Origin of the sequence: Candidatus Accumulibacter phosphatis (genome assembly GCF_012939955.1) — a bacterium.
GTDB lineage: Bacteria > Pseudomonadota > Gammaproteobacteria > Burkholderiales > Rhodocyclaceae > Accumulibacter > Accumulibacter delftensis.
Genome location: NZ_SPMY01000043.1, coordinates 1 through 18,041, shown reverse-complemented (window position 1 = coordinate 18,041; position 18,041 = coordinate 1). Strand labels below are relative to the sequence as shown.

Genomic DNA, 18,041 nt, shown 5'->3' with positions numbered 1-18,041 from the left:
CCCAGTCATTGCGCGAGATTGTGCCTGCTTGCGACGCCGCTGGGCGGCCTATTACAGAAATGTAATCACCCGGTCAGCTTTCCGACCGGGTGGTGTGCGCCTCATCATCGGCGACGCTCGCTTCCTCGATCGACGGTGCGTCGCGCATCCCCAGCGCCAGCAGCAGCCTCTTGATCGGCGCCGGCAAGGCCGCCGCGACGACTTCATCGACCGGCAACCATTGCAGCGGGGCTTGATTGGCCTGCAGGCCGATCGCCTCCACCTGGCAGTGCAACACCTGCATGGTCAAGCGGAAATGGGTGAAGCTGTGTTCGATGGGCGTCAGTTCCCGGCTACTCAGCAGACGACAGCCGTGGCGCTCGGCGAAAACAGCCGCCGAATCGCCGCTGCCTTCGGGCAGGCTCAGCAGTCCACCCCAGATGCCGATAGGCGGCCGGCGTTCGAGCAGGATGCGCCGACCGTCGCTGAGCAGCAGCAGGCTGCTCAGCCGTTGCGCTGGTGCACGTTTCACTCGCCGCCGCGGCAGTTCGGCCTGCCGACCGTCACGGCAGGCGAGACAGATCTCGCGGAGCGGACAAAGCTCACATTGCGGCTTGTGGCGAGAGCACACCGTCGCCCCCAGGTCCATCATGCCCTGGCTATAGCTCTCGATACTGCTGGCCGGCAACAGTGATTCAGCGAGGGCCCACATCTGGCGTTCATCTTGCGCGGCAGTGGCCGCTGCTTTGGCAGCGAAACAACGGGCCAGCACGCGTTTAACATTGCCGTCGAGAATGGCCGCCCGGCGACCAAAGGCAAAAACGCTGATCGCGGCAGCTGTCGAGCGCCCGATCCCCGGCAAGCGTGCGTTTCCTTCGGGATCTGCCGACAGCGTCCCGTCGCCCGCGGCGATGACTTGCGCGCAACGGTGAAGATGGCGCGCGCGCGCGTAGTAACCGAGCCCCGACCATAGTTCGAGGACGCTCTCGAGCGGCGCAGCAGCAAGCACTTCCAGAGTCGGGAAACGCATCAGAAAACGCGCGTAATAGGGAAGCACCGTCTGCACTTGCGTTTGCTGCAGCATGATTTCAGATAACCAAATCCGATACGGGTCTCGTGTTTTCTGCCAGGGCAAATCGTGGCGGCCATGCCCTTCCTGCCAGATGATGATGCGGCGCGCGAAACCGCGCTGCGCCGCATCCAGAGAGTCAGCCATGGATCAGCGCTCCCAGTCCCAGTCCCAGTCCCAGTCCCAGTCCCAGGGCGACGCGCATCGATTCGCCAGCCGCAGGGGCGGCTAGCGACGCCAGGCGGCGTCCCCGACGGATGGGAAAATCAGCGGCACGGATCAAGTGGAGGCTCCTCTCAGAAAGCTAGCGATTCTCCTCTTTTTCGCGCTGTCTTGTCGTGCACAAACCGGCCCGCCCGTCTGCGTGCGAGGACTTCCTTCGCGCTCCTATCGCTCAGCGCGGCGCCCGGCACCCAGAGGCGCCTGAAATGCCAGCAGAGAATCGCGCGAAGGCGAGAGATACCCCCGAGTGCTGAGCGGATTTCCCAATTAAAACGGGCTACTGCGCTCTTTCCAGAGGTTATCAGCGACAAGCCATGAAGTTCTGCCCAGCCGATGGCGTAGACTTTTCCTGTGAGCCAGGGCCAGAATTATGTCGACACAGAAAGGCTACACGAGGATAATCCTGTCCCTAGTATTATTGCCGGTATCGGACATGATGGTGCCTGCAGCAACCATAATATCGAGAGTGTCAAATCCGGCGATGAAATCAACGCCAACGCCCAGTGTTTTTTCTGCCATTGAGGACCTCACGAATCTTCCTGCCGACCACGAATTTCAGCATGCCTCGAACACGCATCGGCGCCCCCTGATGCCCCAGCGCTTCGATTCCCAGGCATGTCCGACGTCCATTACCGCGCTCGCCGAGCCTCTACCGTGCGAGACCTGCGACACGGGCCGCGCACTGGCGACCAGAGATCTTGTCTGCCGTGACTTCCGCGATGCGCTCGGCAGCTTTGCAACCGGGGTTACCGTACTTACGGCGCTGACCGAGGATGGACAGGCGATGGGCGTGACCATCAACTCCTTCAACTCGGTTTCTCTGGACCCCCCCCCTGACTTATCTGGAGCCTGTCGGCTCACTCGCCAAGGCTTGAAGCCTTCCGTCGTGCAACGCACTACGCGGTCAACGTGCTAACGGCCAATCAGCAAGACCTCTCCGACTGCTTCGCCTCCCCGGACAATAGCAATCGTTTCGACGGCGTGGCGACGAGCCGTGGCATCGCTGGCATACCGCTCATCGAAGGCTGCTCGGCCTGGTTCGAATGTGTCAACGAAATGCAGCACCCAGGCGGTGACCACCTCGTCTTTCTCGGCCGGGTGCAGCGTTTTGCCCGCGGCGAAGCGAGTGACCCCCTGATTTTTCATGGTGGCTGCTATCGCCAATTGCGCGGAATTGCGGAGCGATAACGCTGAGAGAACAGACTGCAACTTTTGACCCCAAGCGCTTGGGGTCCGCTTCCGCCGCAGCGGTGCCTGGCTGCAGCGATGATGGTGGTGTACCGGGCAAAGCAAGGCGGTGAGCAAATGACTTACCTGCACGACCTCCTCTGTAGCCGGCCTTCCGACCGGCAGAGAGTAACCCCGGGTTTGTGAGATTTTCCCTTGATGGGTGGCTCGCAGCCTGTTTCAATTGCTTTTTTTGATAACACATTTTTACCCCAGGAGATAAGTATGGCGACTTACAAAGAGTTATTGGAACAGCGTGATTCCTTGGAACAGCAGATCGCCGAAGCGCGGCGCTCGGAAGTGTCGGCGGCGATCGCCCAGGCCAAGGAACTGATTGCCGACTATGGTTTGACAGCCGCCGATTGTGGCTTCAAAGGCCTCGGCGTCGTGGCTGGAAAAATACGCACCACGGTCGCCGTCAAGTTTCGCGGGCCGAATGGTGAAACCTGGTCAGGTCGCGGCAAGGCGCCAAACTGGCTGACCAGCCTTGAGGGGCAGGGTCGGCATCGGGACGAGTTTCTCGTGGCTCGCTAGCAGGGCGCGCAGCGCCGCTTGATGCCGGCACTCCGCGCCCGCTTGCGGCCGGAGTTGTCGGCGAACAGTCCGCGCTGTTGTGCCGTTCCCGATGCCAGTGGGAAATGCTGGGAATGGCTTTGAAATGCTCGAAATTGCCGCAAGATTTGTCTGCGTGTCGGTTGCCTGTGTGCCTGTTACTATTCCCCGCTACCCCGTTTTCGCCCCTGGCGCTGCGTCAGCATGGGCAGAAGTGCGAAAAAGTTGAGCCAGCGAATCCGGGACCAATAGCGCACGCTTGTCGCGGCGCGAGGGCCGCGAAAGCGAGCCCGACGAGAGCCTGATCGCGCAGCACAGCGCTGGCCACGCGCTCGAAAGCGCATTCATGTGAGGCTAAGAATGAATATCCTGGTAACGGGAGGTAGCGGCTATATCGGCTCGCACGCCTGCGTCGCCTTACTGGCGGCAGGCCATGGCGTGATCGTCGTCGATGATCTGTCCAACAGTCGCCCCGAAGTTCTCGATCGGGTTGCTCGGATTACCGGCCAGCGGCCGGTCTTTTTCGAGGGCGATGTCCGCGACCGAGCGCTCTTGCGGCGCGTCTTTGCCGCCTCGCCGATCGACGCGGTGATTCATTTCGCCGGCTTGAAAGCGGTCGGAGAATCGGTCGCTCAACCCTTGCGTTACTACGACTGCAATGTCGGGGGCACGATCAGCCTCTGCGAAGTGATGGCCGAAAGCGCGGTGAAAACGCTGATCTTCAGCTCCTCGGCGACGGTCTATGGCGACCCGGCGTCGGTGCCCATCCGGGAAGATTTTCCGCGCTCGACGACCAACCCCTACGGCGCCAGCAAGCTGATGATCGAAGACATTCTGGCCGACCTGGCGCAGGCCGATGAGGAGTGGCGAATCGCGCGCCTGCGCTATTTCAATCCCGTCGGCGCGCACGCCAGCGGCTTGATCGGCGAGGAACCGAATGGCACTCCGAACAACCTCCTGCCCTACGTGGCACAGGTGGCGGCAGGCGAACGCCGGCAACTGAGTGTTTTTGGCAACGACTATCCGACGCCCGACGGCACCGGCGTGCGCGACTACATTCACGTCATGGATCTCGTCGACGGCCATCTGGCAGCTCTTGACTATCTGCTCACCAAGGGTGGCCTGCTGACGGTCAATCTCGGCACCGGTTGCGGCTACTCGGTGCTGGACATGGTGCGCGCCTTTGCAGCCGCCAGTGGACGCCCGATACCCTACGCACTGGTGCCGCGGCGGCCCGGCGACATCGGCGCCTGCTACGCCGATCCTGCGCTCGCCGCAGAGCTGTTGGGATGGCAAGCGCGGCGAGGCATCGACGAGATGTGCAGCGATGCCTGGCGCTGGCAGCAGCAGTGCGCCAGGACCTGACGGACGATCATGGCAACTTACGCAATCGGCGATATCCAGGGCTGCTTCGACTCGCTACAGCAGCTGCTGGAAAAATGCCGCTTCAACCCGGCGCGAGACCGCGTGTGGTTTGTCGGCGACCTGGTCAACCGCGGCCCGCGCTCATTGGAAACCCTGCGCTTCGTGCGTGACCTGGGCGCTGCCGCAACCACCGTTCTCGGCAATCACGACCTCTACCTGTTGATGGCCGCCGCGGGCTTCGACCGGCGCAACAAGGGTGACACGCTCGACGACATCCTTGACGCGCCCGACTGCGAGGAATTGATGGGCTGGCTGCGCCATCGCCCGCTGTGTCACCGCGAAGGTCCGTTCTGCCTGGTGCATGCCGGACTGCTGCCGCAATGGACCACGGACAGGGCTCGCGAGCTGGCGGCGGAGGTCGAGGCAGTACTGGCCGGCCCGACCTACCTCGATTTCATGGCCAATATGTGGGGCAGCGAACCCGCCGCGTGGTCGGACGATCTGGAAGGATGGCCGCGCTTGCGAGTCATCGTCAATGCCATGACCCGCATGCGCTTCTGCACCTCGGAGGGGATCATGGATTTCAAGACCAAGGGCGAGCTCAGCAGCGCCCCGGCCGGGCTGATGCCGTGGTTCGAGCTTCCCAACCAACGCAGCGCCGACGACGTGCTGGTCACCGGTCACTGGTCGGCGCTCGGGCTGAAAATCGAAGCCAATCTGCTGGCCCTCGATTCAGGTTGCCTCTGGGGCCGCCATCTGACCGCCATTCGCCTTGAAGACCGCGAGCTCTTTCAGGTCGACTGCGCGCTTGGCGAAGCCCGAAACTGAGCTGAGCGTCCCCCGGCACGGCCAAGCGCGGAGCCTTGCGCTCGCCGCTCTTTGCCGTGGACCTCGCCACCGCGCAGCGGCTGCCTGCTAGAATCCCTGGAGAACTTGCCTCTGGAGAAAGCCATGCAGATCGGACGACAGGCGGAACAGGGCGGCGGACAAGGCTGGCGACAGCTTGGCCAGGCGCAAATGCTGGCGATTGTCGCAGCCGCGGTGGCGGCGATTTCAATCTTTCTGGCCATCGGCCATTCGCCAGACAAAGACAGGGATGACGCGGCAACGGCTGGCGTGCACTTCGAGGTGGTCGACGGCACGCATCGCGAACTCGACGGCTCGCCGGCGCTGGCCCTGTCGTTCAGTCTGCCCCTCGATAGCAAGCGCAACTACGACAAGTTCGTGCAGGTTCTGGAAATGCCTGCCGCGACGGAAGCCCGCCCGGCGCGCGACGACGGCAGCGTGGACGATGCCGCTGCGGACGACGCAGGGGACGACGACCGCTCTGCGCAAACCACCACCAGCACCGCGCCGCAGGATACCGAACTCGAAGGCGGCAAGCCGGTTGCCGGCGCCTGGGTCGTCGGCGAAAACCCACACCTGCTGTTCTTCCCACGCATCAAGCCGCAGGTACGCTACGTGGTACGCGTCCAGCCCGGTTTGCCGGCCAGCAACGGCAGCAAGCTCGACCAGGAAGCGCGCTTCTCGATTGTTACCGCAGCTGTTCCGCCGGCCTTCTACTTTGCCAGCCGCGGCATGGTTTTGCCGGCAGCGCAGAACGGCGGCCTGCCGGTGACCACGGTCAACGTGCCGGAAGTGGACATCCAGTTCCTCAAGGTCAAGCCCGATCAACTGGCTCGCTTCCTCGAAAAAGTCGTCGCCCAGGGAGCGACCAGCAGCGAGCAGGCTCGCGACGACGATGTTGATGCCGATGACGGCCACGACTATTACAAGCGTGGCACGCGCCTCAAGGGAGCCGTCAGCTACTGGGATCTCGATCAGCTGCACAAGCTGACGAGCAGCGCCTTCGTCGGCCGCTTTCTGACCGAACAGCAAGCCGATCGCCGCCGCGTCACCTTCATCCCGGTCGAGAGCATTCCGGCGCTCCGCGAACCCGGGGTCTACGTGGCGGTGATGTCGCAACCGAATCGTTTCCGCGGCGACTACCAGACGACCTACTTCTACGTCAGCGATCTCGGCCTGCATCTGCGCCAGTACGCCAGTGGCGCAGATGCCTACATCAGTTCGCTGACCGACGGCAAGGCGCGCGCGGGCGTCGAAGTGAGCTGGGTGGACAAACAGGGCAAGACCCTGGTACGTGCCGAGAGCGACGCTGACGGCCGCGTCAGCTTTGCCGAGAAACCGGCCGGCGCGCGCGTGCTGATGGCCAGAGAAGGCGAGCAGATGTCGCTGATCACGCTGCGCGAAGCGGCGCTCGACCTCGCCGAATTCGATATCGCCGGCATGCCCTACGTACCGCTGCGCCTTTTTGCCTACAGCGGTCGCAACCTCTACCGGCCGGGTGAGCACTTCGAAGTCTCGGTTCTGGCCCGCGATGCCGACGGCCATCCCGTCCCCCCACAACCGATCCAGGCCATTCTTCGCCGCCCCGACGGAAAGGCCCAGTGGACGGCCACCTGGCAACCCGACCCGGCCTTCGCCGGCTACTACCAGCGCGCCATCGAACTGCCGGTCGACGCCGCCACCGGTTCCTGGCAACTCGAACTGCGCGCCGACCCGGCGGCCAGGATGGCCAGCACCAGCATGGCTTTCGCGGTCGAGGAATTCCTGCCGGAGAGAATGAAGCTCGAACTGAGCACCGCCAGCGATCACTTGAGCGAAGCCTCGGCTACCTGGCAGGTCGACGTCAGCGGCCGTTACCTGTACGGTGCCGCGGCTGCCGGAAACCAGCTGGTCGGCGCGGTGAGCAGCGCACGCAACCGCAATCCGCTGGCGCAGAAGCTGCCGGGATTCGTCTTCGGCGATGCCGACGAAGACAGCGTCAAGTCGCGTAGCGAGCTGCCGGAAACGAGCATGGACGACAAGGGCCAGGCGAGCATCGAAGTCGACCTGGCGACGATCGTCGCGCGGCATTCGCCGTTCACCGTGCGCGCCACGCTGAGCCTGCTCGAAAGCGGCGGCCGGCCGGTGATCCGCAGCATCGAACGCGTCTTCTGGCCGGCACCGGTCCTGGTCGGACTGCGGCCGATGTTCGTCGGCGACTACGCGCGCGAGGGCGCACCGGCCGAATTCGAAGTCGTGCGCACCAATGCCGACGCCGCCCTGCTCGCCGGAGCGGCACTGCCGGTACGGCTTTTCCGCGAGGACAGGCACTACTACTGGCGCTTCGACGACCAGCGTGGCTGGCATTCGGGTTTCACCGAAGGCAATGAACTGGTGGCCACGACGCAGGTCTCGGTGCCTGCTGGCGGACGCGGCATGCTGAGCCTGCCGGTCAAGTACGGTCGCTACCGCGTCGAAGTTTTCGACCCCGAAACCGGCCAGACGACGCGCTTCCGCTTCTACGCCGGCTGGTCGGCCAAGGACGACGAGACGCAGGGCGTCCGCCCCGACCGGGTGACGCTCAAACTCGACAAGCCCGCCTACCTGGCCGGTGAAACGGCGCGCCTGACCATCACCCCGCCGCACGCCGGCGAAGCGCTGGTCACCGTCGAAGGCGAGCGTGGACTGTGGGCACGCCGCTTGACGATCGGCGTCGACGGCGGGAGCATCGCCATCCCCATCGACAAGGCCTGGGAACGGCATGACCTTTACGTCGCGGTGATGGTGTTGCGTCCCGGCGGCAAGGACGAAAAAGTGACCCCGGCCCGGGCCCTGGGCCTGCTGCACCTGCCACTCGACCGCGGCAGCCGCAAACTGGCGGTGAACCTCGAAACCGCGCCAAAGGTGGAACCCGAACAGCCACTGAAGGTGAAGATCAGCGTTCCCGAGGCCAAGGGGCAAAAGACCTTGCTGACCCTGTCAGCGGTCGATGAAGGCATCCTCAACATCACCCGTTTCGCCAGCCCGGATCCCTTCGCTTTCTTCTTTGCCAAGCTGCGTTACGGTGCCGACGCCTACGACATTTACGGCCGGGTCATCGAGAAGATGGCCGGCGACCGGGGCAAGCTCAAGTTTGGCGGCGACGCCGGGCCGCAGCCAACGCGCAGCCTGCCCAAGAAAGTACGCCTGGTCGACCTCTTCAGCGGCCCGGTCATGCTCGACGAAAATGGCCAGGCGGAGGTTTCGCTGCCGGTCCCCGATTTCAACGGCAGCTTGCGGCTGATGGCCGTCGCCGCCAGCGGCGAGCGCTTCGGCTGGCAGGAAGCCGAAGTCACCGTCGCCGCGCCGCTGATCGTCGAACTGGCGACGCCGCGCTTCCTCTCGGTCGGTGACCGCGCCGTGCTGGCACTCGATGTGCAGAACCTGGCCGGCAGCGCGCAGCAGATCAGCCTCGCAGTCAGCAACAGCGACGGCCTGCTGATCCAGGATGGCGAGCAAGAATTCTGGCTCCAGGATCAGCAGAAGCGGACCCTGCGCATCCCGATCGAGGCCGGTAGCGCCCTTGGCCTGACCGAGATACAGGTGCGCGTCGACAGCCCACGCGTCAAGATCAATCGCCGCTTCCCGCTACAGGTGCAGGCGCCGACCCCACGCCAGACGGTGATCAAGCGGCTCTCCATCGCTCCCGGCGAAAGCATCGAAGTCCGCGACGCCGAGCTGGGCGGTTTCCTGCGGCAAACGGTGGCCGCGACGCTGGCCATCTCGAACCAGCCGCCGATCGACGTGCGCAACGCCGTGCAGGGCTTGCTGCGCTACCCCTACGGCTGCGCCGAGCAGACGACCAGCAGCGCCTATCCGCACGTCTTCATCGACGCGGCGGCGGCGCGGAAGTTCGCGCTCCAGCCCTTCACCCAGGCCCAGCGTGCTGCGATGCTCGACAAGGCCATCGCCCGGCTGGCCGGCATGCAGGCGCCAAACGGTGGCTTCAGCCTGTGGGGAAACCTCTCCGAGTACCAGTACTGGTTGTCGGCCTACGTCAGCAACTTCCTGATTGACGCGCGCGAACAGGGCTTCAACGTGCCGCCCGAAGTCGAGAAACGCGCTCTCGGCTTCCTCCTCAAGGGCCTGCAGGAAGGCCTTGCCGGCTTGCCGACAGGCACCGTCACCTACAACGAGAACTCGGTCTGGAACGACCCCCGTTACGCCGGCTCCGGCCGTTTCGCGGTGCTCGCCTACGGCGCCTACGTCCTCGCGCGCCAGGGCAAGGCGCCGCTGTCGACACTGCGCCAGCTGGCCGACGCGCAAGCCGCCGCACCGTCCGGGCTGGCCCTGGTCCAGCTTGGCCTGGCGCTCAAGCTGATGGGCGACGAGGCACGCGCGAACAGCGCCATCGCCGCCGGCCTGCTCAAGCGGCGTGCCGGCCCACACGGCGCCTGGTGGGGCGACTACGGCAGCAATCTGCGCGACTGGGCGCTGATCTACGTGCTGCTCGACAAGCATGGGTTGACGCCGGCTGGACGCGAGGACCTGCTTGCCCAGGTCGCCGGCGAAATGCTCAGCCAGCGCAGCTACAGCACGCAGGAACAGATGGCGCTGTTCCTCCTCGGGCGCAGCTTCGCTACCGACACGGCCAGGGAATGGCGCGGCGAATTTCTGTCGGCAGGCGAGGCGCAAATGATCGGTGGCCAGGGAACGCAGTACCTTCCTTTGGCGACCGAGCAACTGGCGGCAGGAGTGACGATCAGGAACCCCGGCCACGCCCCCCTCGTCGCCGAGCTCAACTTCGCCGGCAACCCGCTGAGCATGCCCTCCGCACGCCGCACGGACTTCGATCTTCGCCGCGACTGGTTCTCGGCCGACGGCAAGCCGCTCGGCGAGCGTCCACTGCGCGTCGGCGAAACGGCGATCGTTCGCCTGCAGGTGAACAGCGCCGGACGCTACGTCAACGGCCTGGTCGTCGACTACATCCCGGCCGGTCTCGAAATCGAGAACACCAACATCGTCCAGGGCGAGCAGGCGGTGATCACCATCGATGGCGTCGATCCACGCCAGGCAATGCAGCACAACAGCATCCAGCATGTCGAGTTCCGCGACGATCGTTTCGTCGTCGCCGCCAGACTTTCCGGCAAGATGCATTTCTTCTACCGCGTGCGCGTCGTTACGCCGGGGCGCTTCGTGCTACCACCGACCTACGCCGAAGACATGTACCAGCCGCAGATCTACGGCCTGGCAGGGGGTGGCGAGACCTTGCTGGTGAGCGATGGCAAGGATGATCGAAGCGAGAGCCGATAGGCCGCCGAGGGAGCAAGCTGGAAAGGTTCTGTAGCACGAATGTGCTACAGTTGGCTCAGACCTCTGATTCGACAGGAGACAAGCATGTCCACGACGACGATTCGCTTGCCAGACGATCTGAAAGCCCGTGTTGTGGCGGCGGCCGAGCGCGCCGGCACCAGCGCGCATGGCTTCATTCTCGAAGCCATCGCCGAGAAGGCGGCAGCGGCCGAACTGCGCGCTGATTTCGCTGCGCTGGCCGATGAGCGCCATGCGCGCATCCTGGCTTCGGGCCAGGCCATTCCCTGGCAGGAAATGCGCGCCTATCTTGAAGACCGCCTGGCCGGCAATACGCTGAAGCGCCCGGCAGCTCGCAAGCTGGCAGGCTAGCGGGCCAAGAATGTCACGCATCGAACTCGCGCCGGAGGTCGGCGACGACTTCGAGCGAATCCTTGATCATCTCGCCAGCTACGCGGCCGCCGACCCCGCGTCGCATTTGCGCGAAATCATCGCCGCGATCAGCGTCCTGGAACATAACCCGCTGATTGGCCGACCGGTCAATGGTGACCAGCGCGAACTGGTGATCGGGCGTTCTTCGCGTGGCTATCTGGCGCTATACGTCTATGCGCCTGAAGTCGACACCGTTTTTGTCCTGGCCGTGCGCAGTCAACGGGAGGCTGGCTATGCGCGAGCTTGAGCGCCAAGCCCTGCACAAAGCGCCTGCTCTGGCCTGATCGTGACCCTTGCTACGCGCAGCAAGCTGCCATTACCATCGCCCAGGGCTTGGCGCTTGATGCTCGCCGGCACGCTGGCCGCACTCCTCATCGCCGACCAACTTTTCCCGCCCCCCCTGCCTGGGCAGTCGGCGCCACAGGCGCAACTGGTGGTCGCCCGCGACGGAACGCCACTGCGCGCCTTCCCCGACCGCGAGCACATCTGGCGCCACCCGGTAGGCGTCGAAGACGTCTCGCCACGCTATGTCGAAGCGCTGGTTGCCTACGAGGACCGCAGCTTCTGGTGGCATCCCGGCGTCAATCCCTGGGCGCTGCTGCGCGCCGCCTGGCAATGGCAGCGACACGGGCAGATTATCTCCGGCGGCTCGACACTGAGCATGCAGGTAGCGCGCCTGCTCGAACCCGACGCGCCCTCGCGCAGTGCCACCGGCAAGCTGCGCCAGATCGCGCGCGCGCTACAGCTCGAACTGCGCCTCTCGAAACGCGAGATTCTCGAAATCTACCTGAGCTTTGCGCCCATGGGTGGCGTCGTCGAGGGTGTCGAAGCAGCCAGCCGTGCCTACTTCGGCAAATCGGCCCGACAACTGAGCGAATCCGAAGCGGCATTGCTGACCGTGCTGCCGCAAGCCCCTTCGCGACTGCGCCCCGACCGCTACCCGGAAGCTGCCCGGCAGGCGCGCGACAAGGTCCTCGATCGCCTGCAATCGCGCTGGGGCGCGGCAGTGATCGCCGACGCCCGTCAGGAACCGGTGATCGCACAAAGCATCCGCGAGCCGCTCCTCGCGCCGCTGCTCGCCGAACGCCTGCGGCGACTGCGGCCACAGGTCGCGCGCATCGACAGCACCATCGACGCGAGCCTGCAGCAAGCGGTCGAATACCTGCTTGCGGCCAGGCTGCCGCTGCTGCCGCCACGCGTGTCGATGGCGGCACTGGTGGTCGATAACCAGACTCTCGAAGTGCGGGCCTACGCCGCTCCGCCGATTTCAGCGACGACGCGCGCTTTGCGCATGTGGATATGGTGCAGGCGGCGCGCTCACCGGGTTCGACCTTGAAACCCTTCCTCTACGGCCTGGCCCTCGACGAAGGATTGATTCACTCCGAGTCGCTGCTCGCCGACGTGCCGCAATCCTTCTCGGGTTATCAGCCGGGCAATTTCCAGGCCAACTTCAGCGGCCCGGTCAGCGTCTCCGAAGCCCTGCAGAAATCGCTCAACGTCCCGGCAGTGGAAGTGCTCGAACGGCTCGGGCCGCAGCGCTTCGTTTCCCTGCTGCGCCGCGGCGGCCTGAAGCTGGCACTGCCGCAGGGTGCCGCAGCCAACCTCAGTGTCATCCTTGGCGGCACGGCGGTAAACCTGGAAGGTCTGGTCGGCGCCTATACCGCGCTGGCGCGCGCCGGGGTCAGCGGCCAGCCGCGCTATTTTGCCGACGCGCCGCGCGAGGAAGCACGGATGATGAGCGCAGGCGCGGCCTTCATCATCCGCGACATCCTCGAAGCGGGTGGCCCGGTCGCGCGGCAGCTCAACGACGGCGTCGGCGCACGCCGTGGCATCGCCTGGAAAACCGGCACCAGCTTCGGTTTTCGCGACGCCTGGGCAGTTGGCGTCAGCGACCGCTTCACGGTCGGCGCCTGGATCGGCCGACCCGATGGCACGCCGAACCCTGGCTTCTTCGGCGCCAACATCGCGGCACCCCTGCTGGTCGACGTCTTTGCGGTCGTCGACGACTCACCACCAGGGCCGCGCACGCCGCCGACCAGCGTATCTACGACCCGCATTTGCTGGCCACTCGGCACGCGCAGCGAGAGCACGCCGCCCGAGCTCTGCCATCAGGAACGAACGGCCTGGATTGTCAACGACACCGCGCCGCCGACCTTCGCCGACCGCCTGCGCGGCGGCAGCCCGCGCTATACCGATTACCGCGACGCCGCCAGCGGACTACGCGTCCGCGCAGCCTGTGCCGCTGGCGAGATGACTGCCGTCGACATGGCGCGCTGGCCAGCCGCCCTCGAACCCTGGCTCGACGCGGCGACGCGAACCCGCGCACTGCCCCCTGAGTGGGCGCCAGACTGCATCGGCGCACGCGCGCCGGAAGGCGGCCTGCGCATCGTCGGCATCAGCAACGGCGCCACCATCCGCCGCGCCGGCAACGGCCCGGCGCCCGAGCTGAGCCTCGAAGCGCGCGGCGGCCAGGAAGAGCTGATCTGGCTTCTGAACGGCCGCCAGATCGGCCGCGTACCGGCTGGTCGCGCCCTGCAACAGCGCTTCAGCGATGCCGGACGCTACCAGATCACAGTCATGGACGACGCCGGTCGTTACGATCGTGTCGAAATCAGCGTGCGCTGAAGGCAGCAAGACTTTTGCTCAGCGCGTCGCAATCTGGAAGAAGCCGGGGCGGCTGCCCAGTTCGCCGGCATTGCCTTCGTTGCACAAGACGCGATCGACGCGGGCCATCGACGGCCCGCGGTGGGCCCAGACGAGCAGTGCGTCGACCGCCTCGAACGGGCCGCTGACCATTGCTTCGACGCTGCCATCGCGGCGGTTGCGCACCCAGCCGCTCAGCCCAAGCCTTGTCGCTTCGGCAACCAAGGACCAGCGGTAGCCAACGCCCTGCACGCGGCCATGAATACGCAAATTTCGGCAAACTGCATCACTCATCAGGCTAGTGTAACGTTACACGCAGTACGGAACCTATGAATTCTGGCCACCCCGTGGGTTTCGCTCCGCTGTCAGGCTTGCTTAAAAGCTCGTCAGGAATGCCAATGCGGCGCCACTGAATCCAGGGCAGAATCAGAAAGCGGGCGTTGTTCACCACGAGTTGCAGGTCCTTTTGTCGCTGCTCATCGTGCCAACCGATGAATTGCTCACGCGCGGCGAGTTTCCAGGCGCTGGCGCCGAAGCTGAGCAAGGCGACCAGGGTCTCGCCGGCGAAGACGAAGTAGCGGCTCTGACTGCCCGCCATGGGCGTGTGACCGAGAGAGTGGTAACGGGTGATGTACTCGTTCCACAGACGCGAGTTCGCCAAGCCGACGACCTGGCGCACAGAGAGAGGCGGTAGTTGATGCACCGGCTGGGTGAGCAACGGTTGTGGATCGGTGGCGTGCGTGGGCCGATAGTCGGGTTGACGAGGAGCGGCCCACCGTGCCGCCGGCAGGGTGAGCAGGCCGTCGGCTTGCATGCGCAGCATGGCCACCCGGCAGGTCATGTCCTTCAGCTCCCCGTTCGGCTTGCGCCAGTCGAAGAGCTCGCACACCTGGCGCGAGAGGTGTGCGCGACTGTTGCCCGGATGGGCCTCGATCAGGCCGCGGATCGTCTGCAGTTCGTCGGCGGTAAAGTGACGCCCGCAATAAGGCTTCACGAGCTATCGATGGGACGCGTCTGAGCGACCGGGATGTCACGCATCCGGGCCAGACGATCGGTCGCCATCGCCCAGGGCAGAAAGACACTCAAATCTGTCGGCGGCTGCCTGCCGTTGGCGGCGCAGGCTTCCAGATACGCCGTCAGCCAGATGCGCGGGTTGATTTCCCACAAGCGCAGCGTCAGCAGCAAGCTGAACATCGTCGCGGCGAGTGCGCCGGACCAGTGACTGCCCGACCCATAGAAGTTCTTGCGGGCGACCACCGGCGTGCGCTGGGCGCGCTCGGCCCACTGTGCCGGGTCGTTACGGACTTCCAGGCGCGCCCCGTTCAAGTAGTAGAGCTCACCGATTTGCTCGACCCAGGCCAGTGCCCAGTCCGCGAGATCCGGACGGGCGTTGGCCAGTTCCAGGAAGTCCCGCCGCTGGTGCGCCCAGCAGAAGGCCAGAATGAAGTGCGCAAGGACGCGCGCGAGTTTCTTGTAGGCCGAGTAGCGATCACAGATGATGATTCCCCCGGCGCTAGCGGAGAGCTCCCGGATCGGCACCGCCGCCGAGCGGCTCGGGTCGAGCACGAAGTGGATGACCGATGGGCAGTGGAACACCCAGAAATACCAGCGCTGTCCGACCTTCCCTTCGGTCTCGGCAAAGACCCGCCAGCGGGTCTCGTCCGCGTGCCACTGTTTCTCGCGGCGCAGTTGGCCAAGCAACGCTTCTTCAAGCGGCTCGAACAGCGGCGCCAAGGCCCGCAGTCCGCCGGTCACCGTTCCCGCCGAGAGCGTCAGTTGGTGATCGGACAAGTCTCGCAGAAGCCGATGCGTCGGCTGGCCGTACAAGAACTTCGACAGCAGCAGGTGCACCCAGATCGACACTCCGTACTTGCCGCGCGCAATCAACGCTGAGTCGTGCCGGCGGTGGCGCGGTCAGAATACCCCGCGCCCCCGGGCACTGACAGGTCCGCCGGTAGCGCCGCCGGCAGATCTTCCGGCGGTAGGCTTTGACCTCGATCTCGAGAACTTCACTGTCTTCCGTGCCGGGAAAGTCGACGTGGCTCAGACCACAGTCCGGGCAATGCGGGCAGTCGACGTCGATGACCTCGATCTGCGTCGGCAAGTGGTTTTCCGGGTTCCGCCCGTGACCCGCTGCTCCCGGTTGCTGACCTCGGGCCCGCGACGACTTCTGGTCTGCTAGCGGGTTCTTCTCGGCTCCTGAAGAGCGTTCTGACTTGCGACCAAACAGGCGTTTTTGCCGATCGCGGATCTTGCCCTGGGCCTGCTCTAGCTCGCTGCGCAAGGCCGCCTCACGCGCCGCCGCTTGCTCCGCCGCTTGCGCCATTTCCACCCGATGAGCGGCCTCCGATTGCGCCAAGCGGACCAGCATTTGCCGATGTTGGCTCCGCCAGAAGTCGGCCTCGCAACGGAGCTTGATTTCCTGCTCCTTGGTCAACGTCACCATCACTTCGGCGAACGGCACCACCTGGCGGTGACTTGCCGCCGATCCTCCGCAAATGATGTCCGCACCCGTGTCCATGCGCGGCATGGTGCCCGATCTTCTCTACTGTGTACAGCATCCCGGCGCGCCAGAGATTCGCTGACTGACGCATGTCGACTAAAACGGCGGGGGCTACGGGTTCACGGAATCCTTACGAACTGCTCATCGTTTGGCAAGCCAACTTCATAAACTTCCGTGGATTTAGCATGACGATCGTGCGAACGTCATGGCGCCGAGATCAGATTGTCTGATCCCCTTCACCGATCCTTCCAATCAGTCCTCTGCCGCTAACCCGCCTCGCCAACGGCGCTGGCTCACTACGGGTTGGCCGAATACTTACCCAACGGCAGGCGTTTTCGGCGCCACGCAATTGACCGGACAGGGTTGTGCTGTCGACACAGGCTGGCGACGACACCACGCCGTGGTGTCGTCGAGCCAAACGCCCGCTCCCGCGGCGTCAGACGAAGAGGAAGTCGGTGCTGTGCAGCGCCGTCTGACCGACGATGTCGATCTGATCGGTGCCAAACATCAGGATCGTATCGTTGCCGGCAACGATCACGAGCTCATCAGCGTCGTCCAGTACCCCGTTACTGTTGCTGTCGAGGGCGGCAAAGCTGTCCACTCCGAGCGCAATGTTCAGCTGAAGGTGATCACTGCCGGGGCTGAAGTCGTTGATCCGGTCGAAACCGCAGCCGACATCGAACGTGAACAAGTCGTTGCCCAGCCATCCCGTGAAGATGTCGTTGCCGCCCAGCCCGGTAAACGTGTCCGCACCGACGCTGCCACTCAACAACTCGCTGTCGGCTGTCCCGGTCACGGTCAGGCCGGTCGGCGCCGTTCCGGTCTTGTTGGTGACGGTCAGCACGATGTCGTTGCCGGTACCTCCGGAATAGGAGATCTGGAAGGTCACCGTCTGGCCACCATAGGCGGTGTTGAACGTCGCTCCCTCGAGCAATCCCTTGAATCGCGCGCTGACCGCATCGCTGCCGTCGTTGGTGAGAATGGTGAAGGCGCTACCCACGCTCGGGCTGTAGCCGAGGTGTACGTCGAGGGTGCCGCCACCACCAGCGTTGCTGTCGGCGTTCAGATTGACCGTGCCGTTGACCGCCAGGCGGTCGTACAGCTTGGTGGTCGTGTTGAAGGTGCTGCCGAAGATCTCGATGCTCAGTGTTCCGGCCGACGCCAGGGCATAGTTCCCGCTTACCGTGGTCTGGCCAACCGAGTTTCCTGGCGCGAGCACGCCGCCGTCCTGTTCAAGCAGGCCAGTAAAGGTATCGACCGCCAGGACGCCACCGGAGAAGTTGAAGGTGCCGCCGTTGATGGCGACCGATTGGCCGGTCAGCAAGCCGCCGGCCAGGTCGAGCGTCTGCGCGTTGAGCGCGCCAGTGGAGCCAATAATTAGCGGCTGGTCGTTCACGTCGAGCGTCCCGCTGGCGAGCGTCAGCGTCACGGCGTGCAGGCTGCCGCCGACGATGTCGACGAGGCCGGTGGCGCCGGTGCCTGCGCCGATTGCCACGGAATTCGCATCGCCGGTCACGCCTTCGCCCATGAGGAAAGTGCCCCTCGCGGCAACTGCCCCGCTATGGCTGGAACGGCCGACAAAGAGTCCATCGAGATGCAGGTTGATGGTTGCGGCAGCGTCCAGGGCATCCAGGACACCCGTCGGGGTCGCGTCCCAGTTGTAGGCGTATCCAATGTTGACGTCAGCCAACGCTGCTTCGGTGCCCACGTTCAGCGCGGAGTTTGAAGCCAAGACAAGCTCACCAGAGGAACTGCTGGCCGCCGCGGAACCAATGCGCAATTCGTTGCCAATATAGGCGGCGAACATGGGGTTGGTTACCGAGAAGTCGAGGTCCGCAGTGGTGTCGGCGCCGCCAGTGGCGTTGTCTGCAATGTCCAGTAGACCGACCGGATCTGAAGCGCTACCGAGCAGAAGGGTGCCGCCGGTCGGAACGT

The 18,041-nt window shown here is 64.7% G+C and carries 15 protein-coding genes and 2 pseudogenes; 9 read left to right on the top strand and 8 right to left on the bottom strand.

Translation table 11 applies throughout. The features are described 5' to 3' along the window. Positions 1 to 73: 73 nt before the first annotated feature. From mutY to E4Q23_RS24615, 3 genes are all read right to left on the bottom strand, one after another. Positions 74 to 1,195 carry an A/G-specific adenine glycosylase gene (mutY, locus tag E4Q23_RS14900; protein WP_169067368.1) on the bottom strand — a complete coding sequence of 374 codons (1,122 nt, stop codon included), beginning with the start codon at positions 1,193 to 1,195 and terminating at the stop codon, positions 74 to 76. Continuing rightward, positions 1,188 to 1,331, bottom strand: a complete 144-nt coding sequence (locus tag E4Q23_RS14895) for a hypothetical protein (RefSeq protein WP_169067367.1) — start codon at positions 1,329 to 1,331, stop codon at positions 1,188 to 1,190. The genes mutY and E4Q23_RS14895 overlap by 8 nt, the downstream gene beginning before the upstream one ends. Before the next feature lie 326 nt (positions 1,332 to 1,657). Then, positions 1,658 to 1,789 (bottom strand): hypothetical protein, encoded by a 132-nt coding sequence (locus tag E4Q23_RS24615; protein WP_272873696.1) that lies wholly within the window; start codon positions 1,787 to 1,789, stop codon positions 1,658 to 1,660. On the opposite strand from E4Q23_RS24615, the gene E4Q23_RS24610 reads away from it, so the two are divergent. The 9 genes and pseudogenes from E4Q23_RS24610 (at position 1,752) to pbpC (ending at position 13,585) form a co-directional block, all read left to right on the top strand. Then, the gene (locus E4Q23_RS24610; protein ID WP_336511705.1) at positions 1,752 to 2,186 is read left to right on the top strand and encodes a flavin reductase family protein; all 435 of its coding nucleotides are present in this window, start codon (positions 1,752 to 1,754) and stop codon (positions 2,184 to 2,186) included. The genes E4Q23_RS24615 and E4Q23_RS24610 overlap by 38 nt on opposite strands. After that, positions 2,111 to 2,458, top strand: a complete 348-nt coding sequence (locus E4Q23_RS14890; protein ID WP_336511704.1) for a flavin reductase family protein — start codon at positions 2,111 to 2,113, stop codon at positions 2,456 to 2,458. Before E4Q23_RS24610 ends, E4Q23_RS14890 begins: the two co-directional genes overlap by 76 nt. Positions 2,459 to 2,656: 198 nt before the next feature. Further along, on the top strand, positions 2,657 to 3,031 hold the full coding sequence (locus E4Q23_RS14885; RefSeq protein WP_423753347.1) for an H-NS family nucleoid-associated regulatory protein: 375 nt from the start codon (positions 2,657 to 2,659) through the stop codon (positions 3,029 to 3,031). Positions 3,032 to 3,409: 378 nt separating this feature from the next. Continuing rightward, positions 3,410 to 4,414 (top strand): UDP-glucose 4-epimerase GalE, encoded by a 1,005-nt coding sequence (galE, locus tag E4Q23_RS14880; RefSeq protein WP_169067366.1) that lies wholly within the window; start codon positions 3,410 to 3,412, stop codon positions 4,412 to 4,414. Between the two features lie 9 nt (positions 4,415 to 4,423). Continuing rightward, on the top strand, positions 4,424 to 5,242 hold the full coding sequence (locus E4Q23_RS14875) for a symmetrical bis(5'-nucleosyl)-tetraphosphatase (RefSeq protein ID WP_169067365.1): 819 nt from the start codon (positions 4,424 to 4,426) through the stop codon (positions 5,240 to 5,242). A gap of 123 nt (positions 5,243 to 5,365) precedes the next feature. Continuing rightward, positions 5,366 to 10,531 carry an MG2 domain-containing protein gene (locus E4Q23_RS14870; protein WP_248595472.1) on the top strand — a complete coding sequence of 1,722 codons (5,166 nt, stop codon included), beginning with the start codon at positions 5,366 to 5,368 and terminating at the stop codon, positions 10,529 to 10,531. Positions 10,532 to 10,615: 84 nt separating this feature from the next. Further along, a complete protein-coding gene (locus E4Q23_RS14865; RefSeq protein WP_169067364.1) occupies positions 10,616 to 10,900 on the top strand; it encodes a ribbon-helix-helix protein, CopG family in 285 nt (94 codons plus the stop codon). A gap of 10 nt (positions 10,901 to 10,910) precedes the next feature. After that, positions 10,911 to 11,207, top strand: coding sequence for a type II toxin-antitoxin system RelE/ParE family toxin (locus E4Q23_RS14860; RefSeq protein WP_169067363.1), 297 nt, complete (start codon positions 10,911 to 10,913; stop codon positions 11,205 to 11,207). A gap of 96 nt (positions 11,208 to 11,303) precedes the next feature. Next, positions 11,304 to 13,585 (top strand): annotated as a pseudogene (pbpC, locus tag E4Q23_RS14855) (penicillin-binding protein 1C). A gap of 18 nt (positions 13,586 to 13,603) precedes the next feature. Here pbpC and E4Q23_RS14850 read toward each other — a convergent pair. The 5 genes and pseudogenes from E4Q23_RS14850 to E4Q23_RS14835 form a co-directional block, all read right to left on the bottom strand. Continuing rightward, a complete protein-coding gene (locus tag E4Q23_RS14850; protein ID WP_169067362.1) occupies positions 13,604 to 13,897 on the bottom strand; it encodes an acylphosphatase in 294 nt (97 codons plus the stop codon). A gap of 4 nt (positions 13,898 to 13,901) precedes the next feature. Continuing rightward, positions 13,902 to 14,597: a Druantia anti-phage system protein DruA gene (locus E4Q23_RS14845; protein WP_169067361.1), complete on the bottom strand. Its 696-nt coding sequence runs from the start codon at positions 14,595 to 14,597 to the stop codon at positions 13,902 to 13,904. Next, entirely contained in the window at positions 14,594 to 15,430 is an 837-nt protein-coding gene (locus tag E4Q23_RS14840) for an IS66 family transposase (RefSeq protein WP_248595481.1), read from the bottom strand. Before E4Q23_RS14840 ends, E4Q23_RS14845 begins: the two co-directional genes overlap by 4 nt. Continuing rightward, the gene (locus E4Q23_RS23955; RefSeq protein ID WP_248595471.1) at positions 15,312 to 16,133 is read right to left on the bottom strand and encodes a hypothetical protein; all 822 of its coding nucleotides are present in this window, start codon (positions 16,131 to 16,133) and stop codon (positions 15,312 to 15,314) included. The genes E4Q23_RS14840 and E4Q23_RS23955 overlap by 119 nt, the downstream gene beginning before the upstream one ends. A gap of 409 nt (positions 16,134 to 16,542) precedes the next feature. Continuing rightward, a pseudogene (locus E4Q23_RS14835) lies at positions 16,543 to 18,041 on the bottom strand (hypothetical protein); the annotation flags it as partial.